Source organism: Allobosea sp. GW822-FHT03F07 (genome assembly GCF_058801345.1).
Genome location: NZ_JBXAND010000002.1, coordinates 1 through 14,888, shown reverse-complemented (window position 1 = coordinate 14,888; position 14,888 = coordinate 1). Strand labels below are relative to the sequence as shown.

Annotated in this window: 13 protein-coding genes, 1 pseudogene and 1 other annotated feature; of the genes and pseudogenes, 11 read left to right on the top strand and 3 right to left on the bottom strand. The window is 65.7% G+C overall.

Translation table 11 applies throughout. The annotated features are described in order from the left end of the window. Positions 1–1,104, top strand: coding sequence for an ABC transporter substrate-binding protein (locus AC1RMY_RS08655; RefSeq protein WP_492863596.1), 1,104 nt, complete (start codon positions 1–3; stop codon positions 1,102–1,104). Between the two features lie 56 nt (positions 1,105–1,160). Continuing rightward, positions 1,161–2,240 carry an SIP domain-containing protein gene (locus AC1RMY_RS08650; RefSeq protein ID WP_492863595.1) on the top strand — a complete coding sequence of 360 codons (1,080 nt, stop codon included), beginning with the start codon at positions 1,161–1,163 and terminating at the stop codon, positions 2,238–2,240. Between the two features lie 118 nt (positions 2,241–2,358). Here AC1RMY_RS08650 and AC1RMY_RS08645 read toward each other — a convergent pair whose 3' ends face one another. After that, positions 2,359–3,171, bottom strand: a complete 813-nt coding sequence (locus tag AC1RMY_RS08645; RefSeq protein ID WP_492863594.1) for a GntR family transcriptional regulator — start codon at positions 3,169–3,171, stop codon at positions 2,359–2,361. Between the two features lie 148 nt (positions 3,172–3,319). Here AC1RMY_RS08645 and AC1RMY_RS08640 point away from each other — a divergent pair, with 148 nt between their 5' ends. The 7 genes from AC1RMY_RS08640 to AC1RMY_RS08610 are packed head-to-tail and all read left to right on the top strand — an operon-like array spanning position 3,320 to position 11,982. Continuing rightward, complete coding sequence (locus AC1RMY_RS08640; protein WP_492863593.1) at positions 3,320–4,639, top strand: M20 family metallopeptidase; 1,320 nt, start codon at positions 3,320–3,322, stop codon at positions 4,637–4,639. Between the two features lie 11 nt (positions 4,640–4,650). Further along, positions 4,651–6,204: an ABC transporter substrate-binding protein gene (locus tag AC1RMY_RS08635; RefSeq protein WP_492863592.1), complete on the top strand. Its 1,554-nt coding sequence runs from the start codon at positions 4,651–4,653 to the stop codon at positions 6,202–6,204. Between the two features lie 21 nt (positions 6,205–6,225). Beyond that, positions 6,226–7,173 carry an ABC transporter permease gene (locus AC1RMY_RS08630; RefSeq protein ID WP_492863591.1) on the top strand — a complete coding sequence of 316 codons (948 nt, stop codon included), beginning with the start codon at positions 6,226–6,228 and terminating at the stop codon, positions 7,171–7,173. Further along, entirely contained in the window at positions 7,166–7,990 is an 825-nt protein-coding gene (locus tag AC1RMY_RS08625; RefSeq protein ID WP_492863590.1) for an ABC transporter permease, read from the top strand. Before AC1RMY_RS08630 ends, AC1RMY_RS08625 begins: the two co-directional genes overlap by 8 nt. A 4-nt stretch (positions 7,991–7,994) precedes the next feature. Further along, the gene (locus AC1RMY_RS08620) at positions 7,995–9,611 is read left to right on the top strand and encodes a dipeptide ABC transporter ATP-binding protein (protein ID WP_492863589.1); all 1,617 of its coding nucleotides are present in this window, start codon (positions 7,995–7,997) and stop codon (positions 9,609–9,611) included. Positions 9,612–9,628: 17 nt separating this feature from the next. Continuing rightward, positions 9,629–10,849, top strand: a complete 1,221-nt coding sequence (locus tag AC1RMY_RS08615; RefSeq protein WP_492863588.1) for a M20 family metallopeptidase — start codon at positions 9,629–9,631, stop codon at positions 10,847–10,849. Then, the gene (locus AC1RMY_RS08610; protein ID WP_492863587.1) at positions 10,846–11,982 is read left to right on the top strand and encodes a M24 family metallopeptidase; all 1,137 of its coding nucleotides are present in this window, start codon (positions 10,846–10,848) and stop codon (positions 11,980–11,982) included. Before AC1RMY_RS08615 ends, AC1RMY_RS08610 begins: the two co-directional genes overlap by 4 nt. Positions 11,983–12,193: 211 nt before the next feature. Here AC1RMY_RS08610 and AC1RMY_RS08605 read toward each other — a convergent pair whose 3' ends face one another. Next, the gene (locus AC1RMY_RS08605) at positions 12,194–12,775 is read right to left on the bottom strand and encodes a hypothetical protein (RefSeq protein WP_492863586.1); all 582 of its coding nucleotides are present in this window, start codon (positions 12,773–12,775) and stop codon (positions 12,194–12,196) included. Here AC1RMY_RS08605 and AC1RMY_RS08600 point away from each other — a divergent pair. Beyond that, complete coding sequence (locus tag AC1RMY_RS08600; RefSeq protein ID WP_492864425.1) at positions 12,716–13,063, top strand: GmrSD restriction endonuclease domain-containing protein; 348 nt, start codon at positions 12,716–12,718, stop codon at positions 13,061–13,063. The two genes, AC1RMY_RS08605 and AC1RMY_RS08600, sit on opposite strands and share 60 nt — an antisense overlap. 290 nt (positions 13,064–13,353) lie before the next feature. On the opposite strand, the gene AC1RMY_RS08595 is transcribed toward AC1RMY_RS08600, so the two are convergent. Continuing rightward, entirely contained in the window at positions 13,354–13,797 is a 444-nt protein-coding gene (locus AC1RMY_RS08595) for a protein NO VEIN domain-containing protein (protein ID WP_492864423.1), read from the bottom strand. Here AC1RMY_RS08595 and AC1RMY_RS08590 point away from each other — a divergent pair. After that, a pseudogene (locus tag AC1RMY_RS08590) lies at positions 13,796–14,814 on the top strand (IS3 family transposase); the annotation flags it as partial. The gene AC1RMY_RS08595 and the pseudogene AC1RMY_RS08590 overlap by 2 nt on opposite strands. Continuing rightward, positions 14,080–14,196, top strand: a sequence feature (AL1L pseudoknot). It overlaps the preceding pseudogene by 117 nt. Positions 14,815–14,888: the final 74 nt, after the last annotated feature.

Here is a 14,888-nt window from a genome sequence, read left to right as displayed (position 1 = left end):
ATGATGGCGGCGCTGGTCGCGCAGCCATCCGGCGCTGGCGGTCTTTCCGTCACGGACATGCTGGGGAGGGTTGTCGCCTTGCCCCGGCAGCCACGCCGGATTCTCCTGCTGGAGGCTCGGGATCTGCTGACGATGGCGCTGTTCCATCCACGGCCGGCGGAGCTCGTCGTGGGCTGGGCCGCGGCGGACCGCTTCGACAGCGATCTGCTCAGGGAGCGTTTCGAGCGATCCGTCGGTCGCGCGATCGCGGTCGTCGGCAAGCAGACGGCCGATACGCTGTCGGTGGAAAGCATTGTTTCGCTCAAGCCCGATCTCGTCATTTCCAGCGCCTTCATGGCGCCTGGCGGGAGTCCGGAAGCGGCGGCGGAGAGGCTCGGTCAGTTGGGCATCCCGTTGGTGTTCAGCGATGCGACCAACAACACCGCCGCGGCGAACTCCGGAATTGCGCGATCGCAGCGGCAGGCATTGGCGGCGCAAATCCGCATGTGGGGCGAGATTTTCGAAGCGCCCGCCCGCACCAAGGAAATTGCGACGTTTATCGACGGACATTTCGATACGATAGCGCGACGGATCACCGGTGCTGCTTCCATAAAGACCTATCTGGAAATCATGTCGGTCTACGAAGAGTGCTGCTGGGCGGCGGGGACGCGTATTTGGGGGGAGTTGCTCGCAGATGCCGGCGGTCGCTCGCTCGATGGGCTCGACGCACCGTGGATTGCGAAGCTGTCGACCGAGCAGCTCATGGCCCAGCAGCCGGATGTCTATATCGCGACCGGCGGGGGCTACGCCTCCGCGGCCCGCCCAGCAATCGGCCCCGGCCTCGATCCCGCCGCCGGGCGCCGAGGCCTGCGGCGGCTGACGGAACGAACCGGCTTCGCCTCGCTGCCGGCAGTGCGGGCCGGCCGCGTGCACGGCATCTGGACCGGATTGATCACCGTGCCGATCCTCAACGTCCTCTTCGTCGAGCTCGCCGCCAAATGGCTCCATCCGGAGGCCTGCCGCGACCTCGAGCCGGCGGCGACGCTCGCCGAGATCAATCGCTGGTTCTTTGCCGAGCCGCTGCCCGGGCCCCTGTGGGCGAGCCTTGATGGACCCGCTCCATGACTTCGGATTCCAAGCTCTTATCCCTGCTTTCGGAGCGACGTTACACCTCACGAGCGGTGATCGCGTTCCCGCGGGTGAGCGCGTTCCTGGCCGACATTCTAGATTCGGTTGCGACGCACGACATGGCGGTTCGTCCCTGCGAAGGGGGCCATGTCGTCGCCTGCCCGTTCGGGATCGCAACCATCGTCGCGGGCGCCGATTCGCTCAGATTGGGCGTCGGCACCGACGAGCTCGATCATCTCAATCGGCTGAAGCACGCGCTCGCGGGGCCGATCGGCTTCATCGCGAGCTCCGAGGCGCTCGCGATCGACTGGGAGGGCGACACATCCGGCCCGGCCTTGCCGCGTGACTTGCGGATCCTGCGCGTCCGCAGCCTGGAGGATGTCTCGCCCCACTTCCGCCGGATCGTGTTTTCCGGCGAGGACCTCGCCCGCTACGATCGCCCCGACCAGATCCACTGCCGCCTGCTGTTCCAGCCTGATGGCACCGTCGACCCGCAGTGGCCTTTGCTCGACGATAACGGCCGGATCGTCTGGCCCGCGTCCGGTTTGCTGCCTTCGCGGGTTTACACGATCCGCGCGATCGACCTCGCCGCGCAAACGATCACCATCGATTTCTTTCTCCACGCGGCGGCGGGCGCGGCGACGCGCTGGGCGCTGGAAGCGCGCCCCGGCAACATGGTCGGCATCCTGGGCCCCGCGGCCAACGGACTGAAAGCGGCCGAATGGTATGTTCTCGCGGGCGACGAGACGGGGCTTCCCGGCATAGCGCGCATCCTTGCGGATATGCCGCCGCAAGCTCGCGGCGTCGCTCTGATCGAGCTCGGCGACAATGCGGATCGGCAGCGGTTGAAGCACCCCGGCAATATCGAGCTTCGCTGGCTCCATCGTGGTGCCACACCGGCGTCGATGTCGACGCTGCTCGTGGACGCGGTCCGGGCCTGCACATGGCCGAGCAACCTGAAATCGGCCTTCTTCTGGGGTGGCTGCGAGCACAAGACCTTTCGCGCGATCCATCGCCATCTCAAGGACGATCTCGACCTGCCGCGTGACCGGCGCGTGCTGTACTCCCACTGGCATCAAGGCATGAGCGAGCAGGACATCATCGCCGCCGGGGCCGAAGCCTATCTTCCGTAGCTCGCGACCGTTCCGGCAGCGCCGAGCTCGCAGAAGACGACGGTGCTTGGCCTCAGCCGGAACCCAATTTCATTGTCCGCATTCTGATAGAGCCCCAACGTCTGCAAATGGCGCGGACTTACCTTACTTCGTTGACGTAAGCGTGCGCGGCCGTCGTGGCGCGATGCTGCCCGAGGATCGTTGGAACACCCGCCTGATCGTAGGCGACCTCGTCGATCGTGAGCACGGCCTGGCGCCCGTCGAGCTGGAGCAGTGCCATATCCTCATCGCTGGCGACGTCGGCGGTGATCTGCTCGCGCACCGCGGAAATGCGGATACCGTAACGTTCGAGCAGGTGCAGGTAGAGCAGGGCCGGTAGCTCCTTAGCGTCGAGCGGCCAATCGGGCAGCCGTTCCTGCGCCATGACCAGTCTGTCATGCATCACAGGGCGGCCGTCGACATGGCGGATACGGTGTATCGTGATCACGCCGCCGGTTCTGATCTGGAGCGTTTCGCTTTGGGCCTGCGTGGCGGGCAAGGCCTCGACGCTGAGGAACTCGCTCGTCGAGCGCACGAGGGTGCCATCGGCACGGTGCAGACGAAAATACTGGAAGAAGAAGCGCAGGCTGTGATGCGGCGTGCGGCCCGTCACGACGGTGCCGGTCTTGCGGCGCCGCGTCAGCAGTCCCTCCGCCACCAGGTCGCTCATGGCGCGCCGGACCGTGCCGACCGCGACGCCGAAACCTTGGGCAAGGGACGTCTCGCTCGGAAGGACCATTCCGGGCGGCCATTCGCCGACCAGGATGGCCTCCGACATATGCCGCTTCACGCGCTCATAGAGCGGCGCGGCTTCCCCCGTCGCCAGATTTGGGAGGGTCGGTGCAAAGCCATCTGCACTCATGCCCAATCCGCTGGCAACGGACGTCGCTTTTTTGGCGTTGACAGGGGGCATGCAGCGGGTTCCTATTTCTATATAGTTTATATGAAAGAGAAGGATCCGCAAATTGGTTCTGCCAGCTGCGGCTTTTCCATGGTTCCATTGCAGGTTGCCGCAGCGCTGGACAAGCGCTGCGGCTTTGGGTTGAGCGATGGTCGACGCCATGACCTCGGAACGGAAGGCGCTGGCGCTGGCCGGCGACTGGATCGTCGCGAATGCCGAGGAGGCGGTCGCGGCGCTGGGCCGGATGATCGCAGTCGACACCTCCTTCCCGCCCGGCCTCGGCTATGACGATTTCGCCGCGCTGATGGAGGAGTTCGTGGCTCCGCTCGGCTTCGCGTCGGAGCGCGTCCCGGTGCCGGAAAGTCTGTGGCGAGTGCCGAACGGCCCGGCCAGCGGCCCGCGCACCAATCTGATCGCCAGCCGTGACAGCGGCCGGCCGCCCTGCGGCCTCTATGTCCATGTCGATACCGTGCCCGCGGCTGCCGGCTGGGCCGGCGATCCGCTGCGGATGGAGCGCGACGGCGATCGCCTGATCGGGCTGGGCGCCGCCGACATGAAGGGCTGCGCCGCCGCGATCCTGCTGGCGCTACGCGCGGCCCGCGCCTGCGCGGTCGATCTCGCCTATGATCCGGTGTTGCTGTTCTGCACCGATGAGGAGGGTGGGCTCTATCCGGGCATCCGCTATCTCGCCGAACAGGGACGCCTGCCGGAGCATATCCTCAATTTCAACGGCAGCGCCGAGGCGCGGATTTGGGCCGGCTGCTTCGGCCTGTTCAATCTGCTCGTCCGCATTCACGGCCAGGCCGTCCATGCGGGTGAAGGCAATCGCCAGGGCGCCGGCATCAATGCGATCGAGGGCGCGTTGCCGCTGCTCAACGCCTTGACGGTGCTCAAGGCGCAAATCGCGACACGGGTCTCGGCCCTGCCGCCGCCACCGGGCAAGCCGCCCCTCGCCTCTCAGCTCAACCTCGCCGCGATCCGGGGCGGTACGGCGGGCGGACAGGTTCCCGCTCTCCTCGAAGTCACGCTCAACCGGCGCTACGCCCCGGAGGAGCGCTTCGAGGAGGCCCTGGCCGAGATCGAGGGCGTGATCCGCCGCAGCGTCGCAACGGTGCCCGGCCTGTCTGTCGAGACGGCGCTCGTTGGCCACCTGATGCCGACCGACGACCCGACCGGGCCGCATTGGCCGCGCTGGCAGGCCGCCATGGGCGAAGGCTTCGGCTATCCGCCGGAGGCTTTCCGCAAATGGGGGGCGGCGAGCTGCTCGGACTTCGGATGGGTCCAGCGCGCGACCGCCCGGCAGGAAGTGGTGCTCGGCGGACTCGGACGGCCTGACCGCAATATTCACGCGCCCGGCGAACACACGACCGTGTCGGACATCGTCTCACTGGCGCAGGCGATCCTGTTCTACCTCGCTGCCGATTTCAGGCCGGACATCAACCCCGACCTCGATCCAAGACTGCCCCCCACAAAAAGCTGAAGGAGCGTCCCATGCCGAGCATTCATCGTCGCGATTTCCTCGCCGCTTCCGCCGCACTCAGTGGCATAGCCATGTCCGGCCTGCCTGCATTCGGGCAGGCGCCGCGCCGCGGCGGCACGCTGCGCGTCAGCGTCGATCAAGCGGTTTCCAAGCTCAACCCGCTCGTGACCCGGGTGAACCCGGAATATCTCGTCGCCGAGCTGCTCTATTCCGGCCTGACCCGGCTCAAGGTCGACATGAGCGCGGAGCCCGACCTCGCCGAGTCCTGGACGAACTCGGCCGATCTGACCGAATGGACCTTCGTCCTGCGCAAGGGCCTGACCTTCCATGACGGCTCGTCCTGCACGGCCGCCGACGTGGTCGCGACCTTCGAGGCGATCCTCGACGCCAAGACCGCCTCGCCGGCGCGCCAGAATGTCGGCCCGATCGCCAAGGTTTCGGCGAAGGACGACACGAGCGTCGTGTTCAACCTCTCGGCGCCCTTCGCCGACCTGCCGGTTACGCTGGCCTATACCAACGCCAAGATCGTGCCCGCCGCCGTCATCAAGGAAGGGCTCGCGAAGCTCGACCGGCAGGCGATCGGCACCGGCCCGTTCAAACTCGTTTCCTTCGAACCGGAGCGGCAGATCGTCGTCACCCGCAACGACGCCTACTACGACAAGGCGAGGCCCTATCTCGACAAGATCGAGGTCGTCGTCTTCCCGGACGTCAGCGCCGAGGCCTCCGCGCTGATCGCCGGCGATACCGACCTCATCACCACAACGCCGCCGACGGAATTCGGCCGGCTGCAGAAGGCCTCTGGCGTCAAGGCGCTGCGGGTGCCGTCGGGCCAGTTCTGCAACGTCAATTTCGGCTGCGACCAGAAACCCTTCAACGATGTGCGCGTGCGCCAGGCGCTGGCGCTGACCATTGACCGCGCCGCCATGGTCGATTTCGTCACCGAGGGCTTCGGCTCGGCCGGCAACGACACCCCGCTCAGCCCGGCCTACCGCTTCTATGCCCACCTGCCGGCCAAGAAGGCGGACATCGCCAAGGCTAAGGCGCTGCTGGCAGAGGCGGGTTACCCGAAGGGCCTCGAGGCGACTCTGGTCGCCTCCGACCGCCCGGGCCAGCGCACGCAGCTCGCGGTCGCGCTGCGCGAGATGGCCAAGCCCGCCGGCTTCGACATCAAGGTCGAGACGATGCCGCATGCGACCTATCTCGATCAGGTCTGGAAGAAGGGCTCGTTCTATGTCGGCTTCTACAACATGCAGGCGACGGCCGACGCCATTTTCTCCCTGCTCTACACCTCCAACGCCGCCTGGAACGAGACGCGCTGGAACAACGCGGCCTTCGACAAGCTGGTCTTCGAGGCGCGCGCCACCGTCGACGAGACCAAACGCCGGGCTCTCTACGCCGAGGCGCAGAAGCTGATGCATGACGAGGTTCCCTCGATCATCCCGGCCTTCTTCGATCTGCTTGGAGCGCGGCGCGAATGGGTGCAGGGCTATGAGCTGCATCCACGCGGCGCCGTCTTCAGGCTCGACTTCGTCTCGCTCGGCGCCAATGCGCCGAAGCGCGGCTGAGCCAAGAACAGGGCAGCGGGCGTGTCGCCGGCCTATATCCTCAAGCGGATCCTGCTGATCGGCTACACGCTCTTCGTCGTGTCGCTGATCGTCTTCGCGATCACCCAGATCCTGCCGGCGGACGCCGCCGTCATGATGCTTGGCGAGAATGCGACGCCGGATGCGCTGGCGGCACTGCGGGCGAAGATGGGGCTGAACGACCCCATCTGGATGCAGTACCTGCACTGGCTGGGTGGCGTCGTCCGCGGCGATTTCGGCCTCTCGATGCGCACCGGCCAGCCTGTCGCCCCGGCGATGCTGGAAGCGCTCGGCCGCTCGCTGCTGCTCGCCCTGCTCTCAATCGTGCTGATGCTGGTGCTGGCGATCCCACTCGGCATCGTCGCGGCGATCAGGCGCGGCCGCGCCGCCGATCTCGGCGTCAGCTTTCTCTCCTATGTCGGGGTCTCTTTACCGGAATTCGTTACGGCGACGCTGGTCGTGCTCGTTCTGGCCGATTGGCTGCAATGGCTGCCGGCGACCGGCTATGTCCCGCTCACAGAAGATCCCCTCCGAGGTCTGCGGCACCTCGTCCTACCCGTGCTGACCATCTCCCTCATCCTGATCGCCCATGTCTCACGCATGGTGCGCTCCGAGCTCGTCGACGTGCTGCACTCCGACTATATCCGCGCCGCGCGGCTGAAAGGTCTCTCGAAACGGCAGGTGCTGTTCAAGCACGCGCTGCGCAATGCCCTCCTGCCGACGATCACCATCGTCGCGCTCGATGTCGGCTATCTGCTCGGCGGCGTCATCGTGGTGGAGGAGATCTTCGCCCTGCCGGGCATCGGCCGCCAGCTCATCGTCGCGATCCAGGCGCGCGACCTGCCCTCGATCCAGGCCGGCGCGCTGATCATGGCGACGACCTATGCGATCGGCAACTTCCTCGCCGACATCGCCTATGCCTGGGTCGACCGGAGGATCCAGTATGATTGAGGTTCTCAGGCGCATGCTGCGCTCGCCGCAGGGCGCGCTTGGCCTCGTCATCGTCGGGCTGATCCTGCTCGTCGTGATCGTTGGCCCGTGGCTCGCGCCGTACGATCCCGAGAAGATGGCGCCGCTGATGCGCTACAAGCCGCCGAGCGCACAGTTCTGGCTGGGCACGGACCAATATGGCCGCGACATCCTGAGCCGCCTGCTCCACGGCGCCCGCGCCACCGTCGTCATGGCCGTGCTGGCGACGGCGCTTGGCACGCTCGTCGGCGCCGTGATCGGCACGGTCTCGGCCTTCCTCGGCGGGCGCGGCGATGAAGCGATCATGCGGACCGTCGATGCGATCATGTCGATCCCCAGCCTGCTGCTGGCCCTGCTGATCGTGAACCTGCTCGGCAAGAGCAGCCTCAACGCGCTGCTCGCAATCGGGCTCGCCTTCGCGCCCGGCATGGCCCGCATCACGCGCTCCGTCGCGCTCGCGGTGCGCAAGCAGGACTATGTCAACGCAGCCATCGCGCGCGGTGAAAGCGCTGCCTTCATCGTCGGGCGCGAGATGCTGCCGAATGTCGTCGCGCCCATCATCGTCGAGATGACCATTCGCGTCGCCTTCGCCGTGATGCTGTTCGCCACGCTGTCCTTCCTGGGGCTGGGCGCGCAGCCTCCGGCCTCCGAATGGGGGCTGATGGTCTCGGAAGCGCGCCGCTTCATGCATCTGAGCGCCTGGATGATCCTGTGGCCGAGCCTTGCCGTCGCTCTGGTCGCGATCGGCTTCAACCTGCTCGGCGACGGCCTGCGCGACGCGCTGAATCCGAGGACATGAAGCGATGACGACGATTCTCGACATCGCCGGATACGGGCTCGACTACGCGACGCAGACAGGCTTCACCCGCGCGCTCGACGATGTCAGCCTGCAGATCGCCAAGGGAGAGGTGCTTGGCCTCGTCGGCGAATCCGGCTCGGGCAAGACGTCGCTGGCCTGGGCGATCATGCGGCACCTGCCCGCGACGGCCCGCGAGACCGGCAGCATCCGTCTGACCGGGCAGGATCTGCTGAAGGTGTCCGAGGCCGAGATCGAGGCCATTCGCGGCCGTCGCATCGGCATGGTCTTCCAGGACCCGAGTACCTCTCTCAATCCGACGCTTCCGCTCGGCGAGCAGCTCGCGGAGGTGCTGGTGCGCCATCGCGGCCTGACCCGGAAGCAGGCCTGGGCCGAGGGCGAGGCGCGGCTCGCCCATGTCGGGCTGAAGGTTCCCGGGCAGATGATGCGGCGTTATCCGCACGAGGCGTCGGGCGGCGAGAAGCAGCGCGTCGTCATCGCCACGGCCTTCGCCTGCCAGCCGGAATGCATCATCTTCGACGAGCCGACGACAGCGCTCGACGTCATCACCGCCCGGCAGATCCTCGAGCTGTTCAAGGAATTGCAGGCGGAGACCGGCGTCGCCTCGCTCTATATCTCGCATGACCTCGCGCTGGTCTCGCAGATCGCGACGAAGGTTGCGGTCATTCATCGCGGCAGGATCGTCGAGCAGGGTGCAGTCGGCGAGGTCTTCGCCAGGCCACAGGACGCCTATACGCGCAAGCTACTCGCCGCTGTCCCGCGGCCGGACCACCGGCTGGTTAAGACGGAACCTCCTCAAGCCGGCAAAGCGCTGGTCGAGGTCGAGAAGGTCAGTGTCCATTACGGCCGCAAGCCCTTCCTCGGCGAGCTGCTCGGCCGGGCGAACACGCAGTTCACCGGCAATCGCGAGGTCAGCCTGTCGGTGATGCCGGGCGAGATCCTCGGGATCGTCGGCGAATCCGGCTCGGGCAAGTCGACGCTCGCCAAGGCGATGACGGGGTTGAACCGGTTCGAGGGCGAGATTCGTTTTGCCGGACGCCGGATCACCGGCCTCTCCGACATGGACGGCGCCTATCGCCGCGACGTCCAGATCATCTTCCAGCACCCGGATTCCTCGCTCAATCCGCGCCAGCGCATCAATGAAATCCTGTCTCGTCCCTTTGAGCTTTACGGCGCGGCAGGGCCCAGAAAGGATACAGCCGCCATCGCTGAGTTGCTGGAGCAGGTCCGGCTGCCGGCAGCTTACGCCGAGCGCTATCCGCACCAGCTCTCCGGAGGCGAGAAGCAGCGCGTCGCCATCGCGCGTGCCTTCGCCTCGAAGCCGAAGCTCGTCATCTGCGACGAGATCACCTCGGCGCTCGACGTGTCCGTTCAGGCCTCCGTCGTCGAACTGCTGGTCGATCTCCAGAAGCGCTTCGGCACGGCCTATCTCTTCATCACGCATGATCTCAACCTGGTGCGCCAGATCGCTCACCGGGTCGCGGTGATGTATCGCGGCGACCTTGTCGATCTCGTCGACGTCGCCACGCTCTCCACCGGCCCGCTCCATCCCTATACCCAGTCCCTGCTCGAAGCCGTGCCCGCCCCGGCCACGGCTGCCTGACATTCGAGGCCATACGCATGAATCCGCGCGATTTGATCCATAAGCTCGACGAGACGGCGTGCCTCGCGCTGATTTCGGATTGGGCGCGGCACAAGAGCTACTCCGAGACTGAAGGCGAGAAGGCGCTCGTCCTCCATGCCGTCGATCAGATGAACGCCATGGGCATCGAGGCGGAGGCGCAGTTCTTCGACAACGGCCGTCGCGCCAACGCCATCGGCCGCTGGAAGGGCACAGGCGGTGGCAAGAGCCTCCTGTTCAACGGCCATCTCGACACCAACCCGGCAACCGAGGGCTGGACGGTCGATCCCTGGGGCGGCCTTGTCGACGACGAGTTCATCTACGGCATCGGTGTCTCCAACATGAAGGCCGGCGACGCCGCCTCCTATTGTGCGGTCAAGACCCTGCTCGACGCCGGCGTGAGGCTGAAGGGCGACGTGATCCTGACCTATGTCGTTGGCGAATTGCAGGGCGGTGTCGGCACGGTAGCAGCGATCGAGAGCGGCATCCGCGCCGACTATTTCGTCAACAGCGAACCGACCGACCTGCAGGCCGTGACCATGCACGCCTGCGCCTTCTCCTTCGTTATCGAACTCGTCGGCAACACCCGCCACCTCTCCAAACGCGAGCAGGCGGTCGATGCGATCATGGCCGCTTGCGACCTGATTCCGCGCCTCAACGCGATGACCTTCAGCGGTGCGCGGTCGCCGGAGCATGAATCGATCAATCGCGTCCATGTCGGCGTTGTCCACGGTGCGCTCGGCAAGGAACTGCACGAGTGGCGCGCGCCGCAGGTTGCCGATTACTGCAAGCTCAAGGGCTCCGGACGCTTCGCGCCCGGCCAGACGCAGGACGGGGCGCTGGCCGACATGCAGCGGGAGCTCACAGCGCTGGGAGAGCGCTTCCCCGGCCTGAAGACCACGATCCGCATCGAGAAGAAGGAAGGGCATCAATCGATGCCGGCCTTCGAGGTCGCCAAGGACGCTCGCATCGTGAAGAGCATCAACGCGGCCTATGAGGCCGTGCGCGGCGAGAAGCAGCCGACGGGAGCGATCAAGCCGCCGGGCTTCTTCGGCACCGATGCCGGCCATCTCTACACCACGGCCGGTATGGAGGGCATCGTCTGCGGCCCGGGCGGGCGCTACAACACCATGCCAGACGAGCGCGTCGAGATCCGCGATTTCCTCGACATGGTCCGGATCTACATGCTGACGATCCTGGATATCTGCGAGTTGGCGTGAACACGCTTTTTCCGCGCGAGGAGTTCGCGGCGCGGGTCGCAAGAACCCGCTCGGCCATGGCCAAGGCCGGCGCCGACCTTATGCTGGTCGACCACGCGGAGTTTCTCGCCTGGCTGACGGGTTACACCGTATCCGAGACTATGTACCGCGCGGCTTTCCTGCCGCTGGAGGGCGAGCCCTGGTTCGTGCTGCGCGAACTCGACGCCGGTCCGTGCGGCGACGCCTGCTGGTTTACCGACATCGTAGGCTTCGCCGATATCGATGAGCCGCATGCGGTGATGGCGGAGGAACTTCGGCGCCGCGGTTTCGCAACGCGCACGATCGGCTCCGATCACGCCTCGTACGGCTTCACCGCCGCAACGCGCGACCGGCTCGCAGCGTTGCTGCCGGGCATGCGCTTCGTTGACCTGCCACAAGCAAGCGACCTTCTGCGCGCGGTCAAGTCGCCGGCCGAGGTGGACCTGATCGCCCGCGCCGCCGGCATCGCCGACAAAGCGATGATGGCCATCGCCGCGCAGGCGCGGCCCGGAATTTCGCCGCGCACCGCTGCCGCGATCGCCGCCGCCTGCTTCCTGGAGAACGGCGCTGATACCGGTGAAACCGGGCCGATCGTGCCGGGTATCGGCGGCCATGAATTCCTGCATGGCGTGATGACCGCGCAGCCGCTCGGCGATGGCGACATCCTCCATGTCGAGCTGATCCCGAAGGTCCGCAACTACGGCGCGCGGCTGATGCGGCCGGTCCTGATCGGCGAGGATCGGCGCGGCCTCTCGCCCGTCGCCAAGCGGCTCGTCGCCTTGCAGGACTGGCAGATCGCCGCGATGCGGCCAGGTGCGCTCGCCTGCGATGTCGACGCGATCCTGCGCGAGGGCGTGCTCTCGGAAGGCCTGCGTCCGGTCTATGACAACGTCACCGGCTATACGCTCGGCCTCTACGGCCGGACGCCGCGCCCCAGCGACTTCTCCCGCGTCTTCCTGCCGAACGCCCGCTGGCAGCTGGAGGAAGGCATGGTCTTTCACATGTATGCATCGGCAGCCGGATTGGGCTTCAGCGAAACCGTCGTCGTCGAAGCCGAGGGGGGAAGGCGCTTGACCGCCTCGCCGCGTAAGATGCTCACTGCCAGCGTAGCGTGAACCGCGGCTGTTTCGCATTGCTCGACTTCAGGGGGTTATTGGCAGGCTCACGAGTTGAGCCGTGGGATGCGGATGTCCGCTTTCCGGCTGGATGCGAGAGTCCGCTCCTGGCGCGAGGCCGCCTCAAGGCGTCGAACGCCGCGACCAACCGGGTCGGCCGTGAGCGGATGCGGCACGATCAGCGAAAGGTGCGTGCCTGAGGCGCATGCGCTCAATCGACGTTGGTCCGACGCTTCCCTTCTCGCTGTTCCTGACGTCGGGCCAGCTGTTCTGCGCTGACGGCACAGACGCGGCTTGGAGAGTTCTCCGAAATGTCCGCCCAATCCGACTGAAGCCTGGCGAACTGCGCGTGCTTGTCGTCGGCGAGCGGCGGCGGCGTGACGCCGATCCGGCGCATGGCAACGAACATCGCCTCGCGCTTGTCGCGATCAAAACCATCGCGCGACTTGCTCCACGCCGCGAGCAACGCGGGTTCCGCTACGGCTCGTCCAACCGCACCGACACGGCAGAGGCCCTCGATGGCTGCTCCATTGGGCGAACGAAGCGCTATCTCGTTGGTCAGATAGGGCAGTGCATCGGTACCGAGCTCGCCCATTCGACGCAGCAACGGATCCGCATCCCACAGCCAGTGTCCATCGTCGGCCTTCGCATAGGCGGCGAGAATCCGCGGGCCAAACCCAACGAACCGATCGCGAGGCAAGCGCGCCAATAGCCCTGCTAGGATGCGACCACTATCTTTCGCCTTGTAGCGCTCATTGCCGGCGAACGAAGCCGCACGCTCGATACCAACCATGATTGCGTCGGCCCGCGAGCCCAGGGGAAGCTCGCTTACGGCGAGAAATTTATCAGCTCAGACACGGACGCGCTGGCGAACCTGACCGCATGCACAGGCAAGATGAATTCCTCTCTTGGGAACCAGCCATATGCCAGCAAGCGAGACCGGTTCGCCAAGGACTCGAAATTCAAGAGCACGAGAGAGTTCAGCGCAAAATTCGATGTCTGGAACGCGGAAAACTTCCGAATCCGCTCCAAAGAGATGGGTGAGTGGGCAGCGGCTCGTTGGCCACACCAGCAAATTTAGCGTTGCCCCGGGTCTAGCGAGTGGATTGCGCCCTTGCGGCTAGACAGATCAGGCTGCGGATTTGACCCTGACCGAGGCCCAACCATCACCCTACCAAATCGGCGGAAAGTTCCTGGGTTGATTAGAGAATGTTTGGGATGTGCGGGTTGCGCAGGATGCCGATCCAGAGGGCGAATACGATGGCCATTTACAAACATGACAAAGAATGCACGCCGACCGGAGCTCCCACCTCGATATTGGTCGGCATCTTCATGGTCAGCGCCGGCGGCGCATAGGACAAGCCGCCCGTGTCACGGTGAGGATGGTGGAAGTGCGATGGGGCCTGCCCAGGTGATACCTGCGGCTTGGGGGTTGATGGCGAAACCGGTAGCACGAATGCCAGCATGCGACGAAGCCAGAGGGCCACTTACGATGGCGGCGGCAAGGGCGCGGATGTCATCTGATATTCGAAGGTTGGCGGAGACCCCTGGGCCAACCTCTGAAACCCGGTAGATACGATACGGAACCGGGCTGGCCGCGGCATATACGATCTCGGCCGCTGACATGTAGAAGTCTGCCGTCCATGCTTGCGATGTCGATTTGGCGTCGACGACTTCGACTACAGCCCCTTTTGCGGAGAGCAGCTCGAAATCGTAAGGATGCTCAGCGTAGGTCTGAGAGATCCAGGTATGAGCTGGTCGACTGAACCGCCCCGGGTTTGTCGGAGGCTCCAACTCCTGAGAAGGTGGAGCCATGACGAGCAAGACGACCAACAAGTTTTCGCCCGAGGTGCGGGTCCGCGCGGTTCGGATGTTGCTGGACCACGAGGGCGAGCATCCGTCCCGTTGGGCGGCGATCATGTCGATCGCGGCTAAGATCGGCTGCACGGCGCAGACGCTGAACGAGTGGGTCAAGAAGGCCGAGATCGACAGCGGCCGCAAGCCCGGCCAGACGACGGACATGGCGGCCAAGCTCAAGCTGCTGGAGCGCGAGAACCGGGAGCTTCGGCAGGCCAACGAGATCCTGCGCAAGGCATCGGCGAATTTTGCTCAGGCGGAGCTCGACCGCCCGTTCAAGCGATGATCGCGTTCATCGACGATCACCGTGGGGATTACGGGGTCGAGCCGATCTGCAGAGTGCTGCCGATCGCCCCGTCAACCTACCACGCTCATGCCTCGCGGCGTGGCGATCCGGCCAAGCTCTCGATCCGGGCGAGGCGCGATGCCGCCCTGTTGCCGGAGGTCAAACGGGTTTTCGACGAGAACTACCAGGTCTATGGCGTGCGCAAGGTCTGGCGGCAGATGAAGCGAGAAGGACGCGAACTCGCTCGCTGCACCGTGGCGCGCCTGATGCGAAGCGCGGGTCTACACGGTGTGATCCGCGGCAAGCCCATGCGCACCACGGTGGCCGACAAGGCGGCGCCGTGCCCGCTCGATCATGTGAACCGGGTCTTCCGTGCGCCGGCGCCGAACAGGCTTTGGCTCTCGGATTTTACCTATGTCAGCACCTGGTCGGGCTTCGTCTACGTTGCCTTCGTCATCGACGCCTACGCCCGTCGCATCGTCGGCTGGCGCGTATCGCGAACCGCACATGCCAGCTTCGTGCTCGACGCGCTGGAGCAGGCCCTGCATGAGCGAAGGCCCGTCCATCGCGGCGGCCTCGTGCACCATTCCGACAGGGGTTCTCAATACGTCAGCATTCGCTACACCGAGCGCCTCGCCGACGCCGGTATCGAGCCCTCCGTCGGCAGCGTCGGCGACAGCTATGACAATCTATGGACGCCTCCCGCCACAAGATGATTTCTGACGTCGAGCCCGGCACTGGGTGCGTAAATCTATCCGGCCTG

Coding starts and splice junctions, on each gene's coding strand:
- AC1RMY_RS08655 (WP_492863596.1), top strand. CDS start 1: ATGATGGCGGCGCTGGTCGCGCAGCCATCCGGCGCTGGCGGTCTTTCC.
- AC1RMY_RS08645 (WP_492863594.1), bottom strand. CDS start 3,171: ATGCCCCCTGTCAACGCCAAAAAAGCGACGTCCGTTGCCAGCGGATTG.
- AC1RMY_RS08640 (WP_492863593.1), top strand. CDS start 3,320: ATGACCTCGGAACGGAAGGCGCTGGCGCTGGCCGGCGACTGGATCGTC.
- AC1RMY_RS08635 (WP_492863592.1), top strand. CDS start 4,651: ATGCCGAGCATTCATCGTCGCGATTTCCTCGCCGCTTCCGCCGCACTC.
- AC1RMY_RS08625 (WP_492863590.1), top strand. CDS start 7,166: ATGATTGAGGTTCTCAGGCGCATGCTGCGCTCGCCGCAGGGCGCGCTT.
- AC1RMY_RS08620 (WP_492863589.1), top strand. CDS start 7,995: ATGACGACGATTCTCGACATCGCCGGATACGGGCTCGACTACGCGACG.
- AC1RMY_RS08615 (WP_492863588.1), top strand. CDS start 9,629: ATGAATCCGCGCGATTTGATCCATAAGCTCGACGAGACGGCGTGCCTC.
- AC1RMY_RS08605 (WP_492863586.1), bottom strand. CDS start 12,775: ATGGTTGGTATCGAGCGTGCGGCTTCGTTCGCCGGCAATGAGCGCTAC.
- AC1RMY_RS08595 (WP_492864423.1), bottom strand. CDS start 13,797: ATGGCTCCACCTTCTCAGGAGTTGGAGCCTCCGACAAACCCGGGGCGG.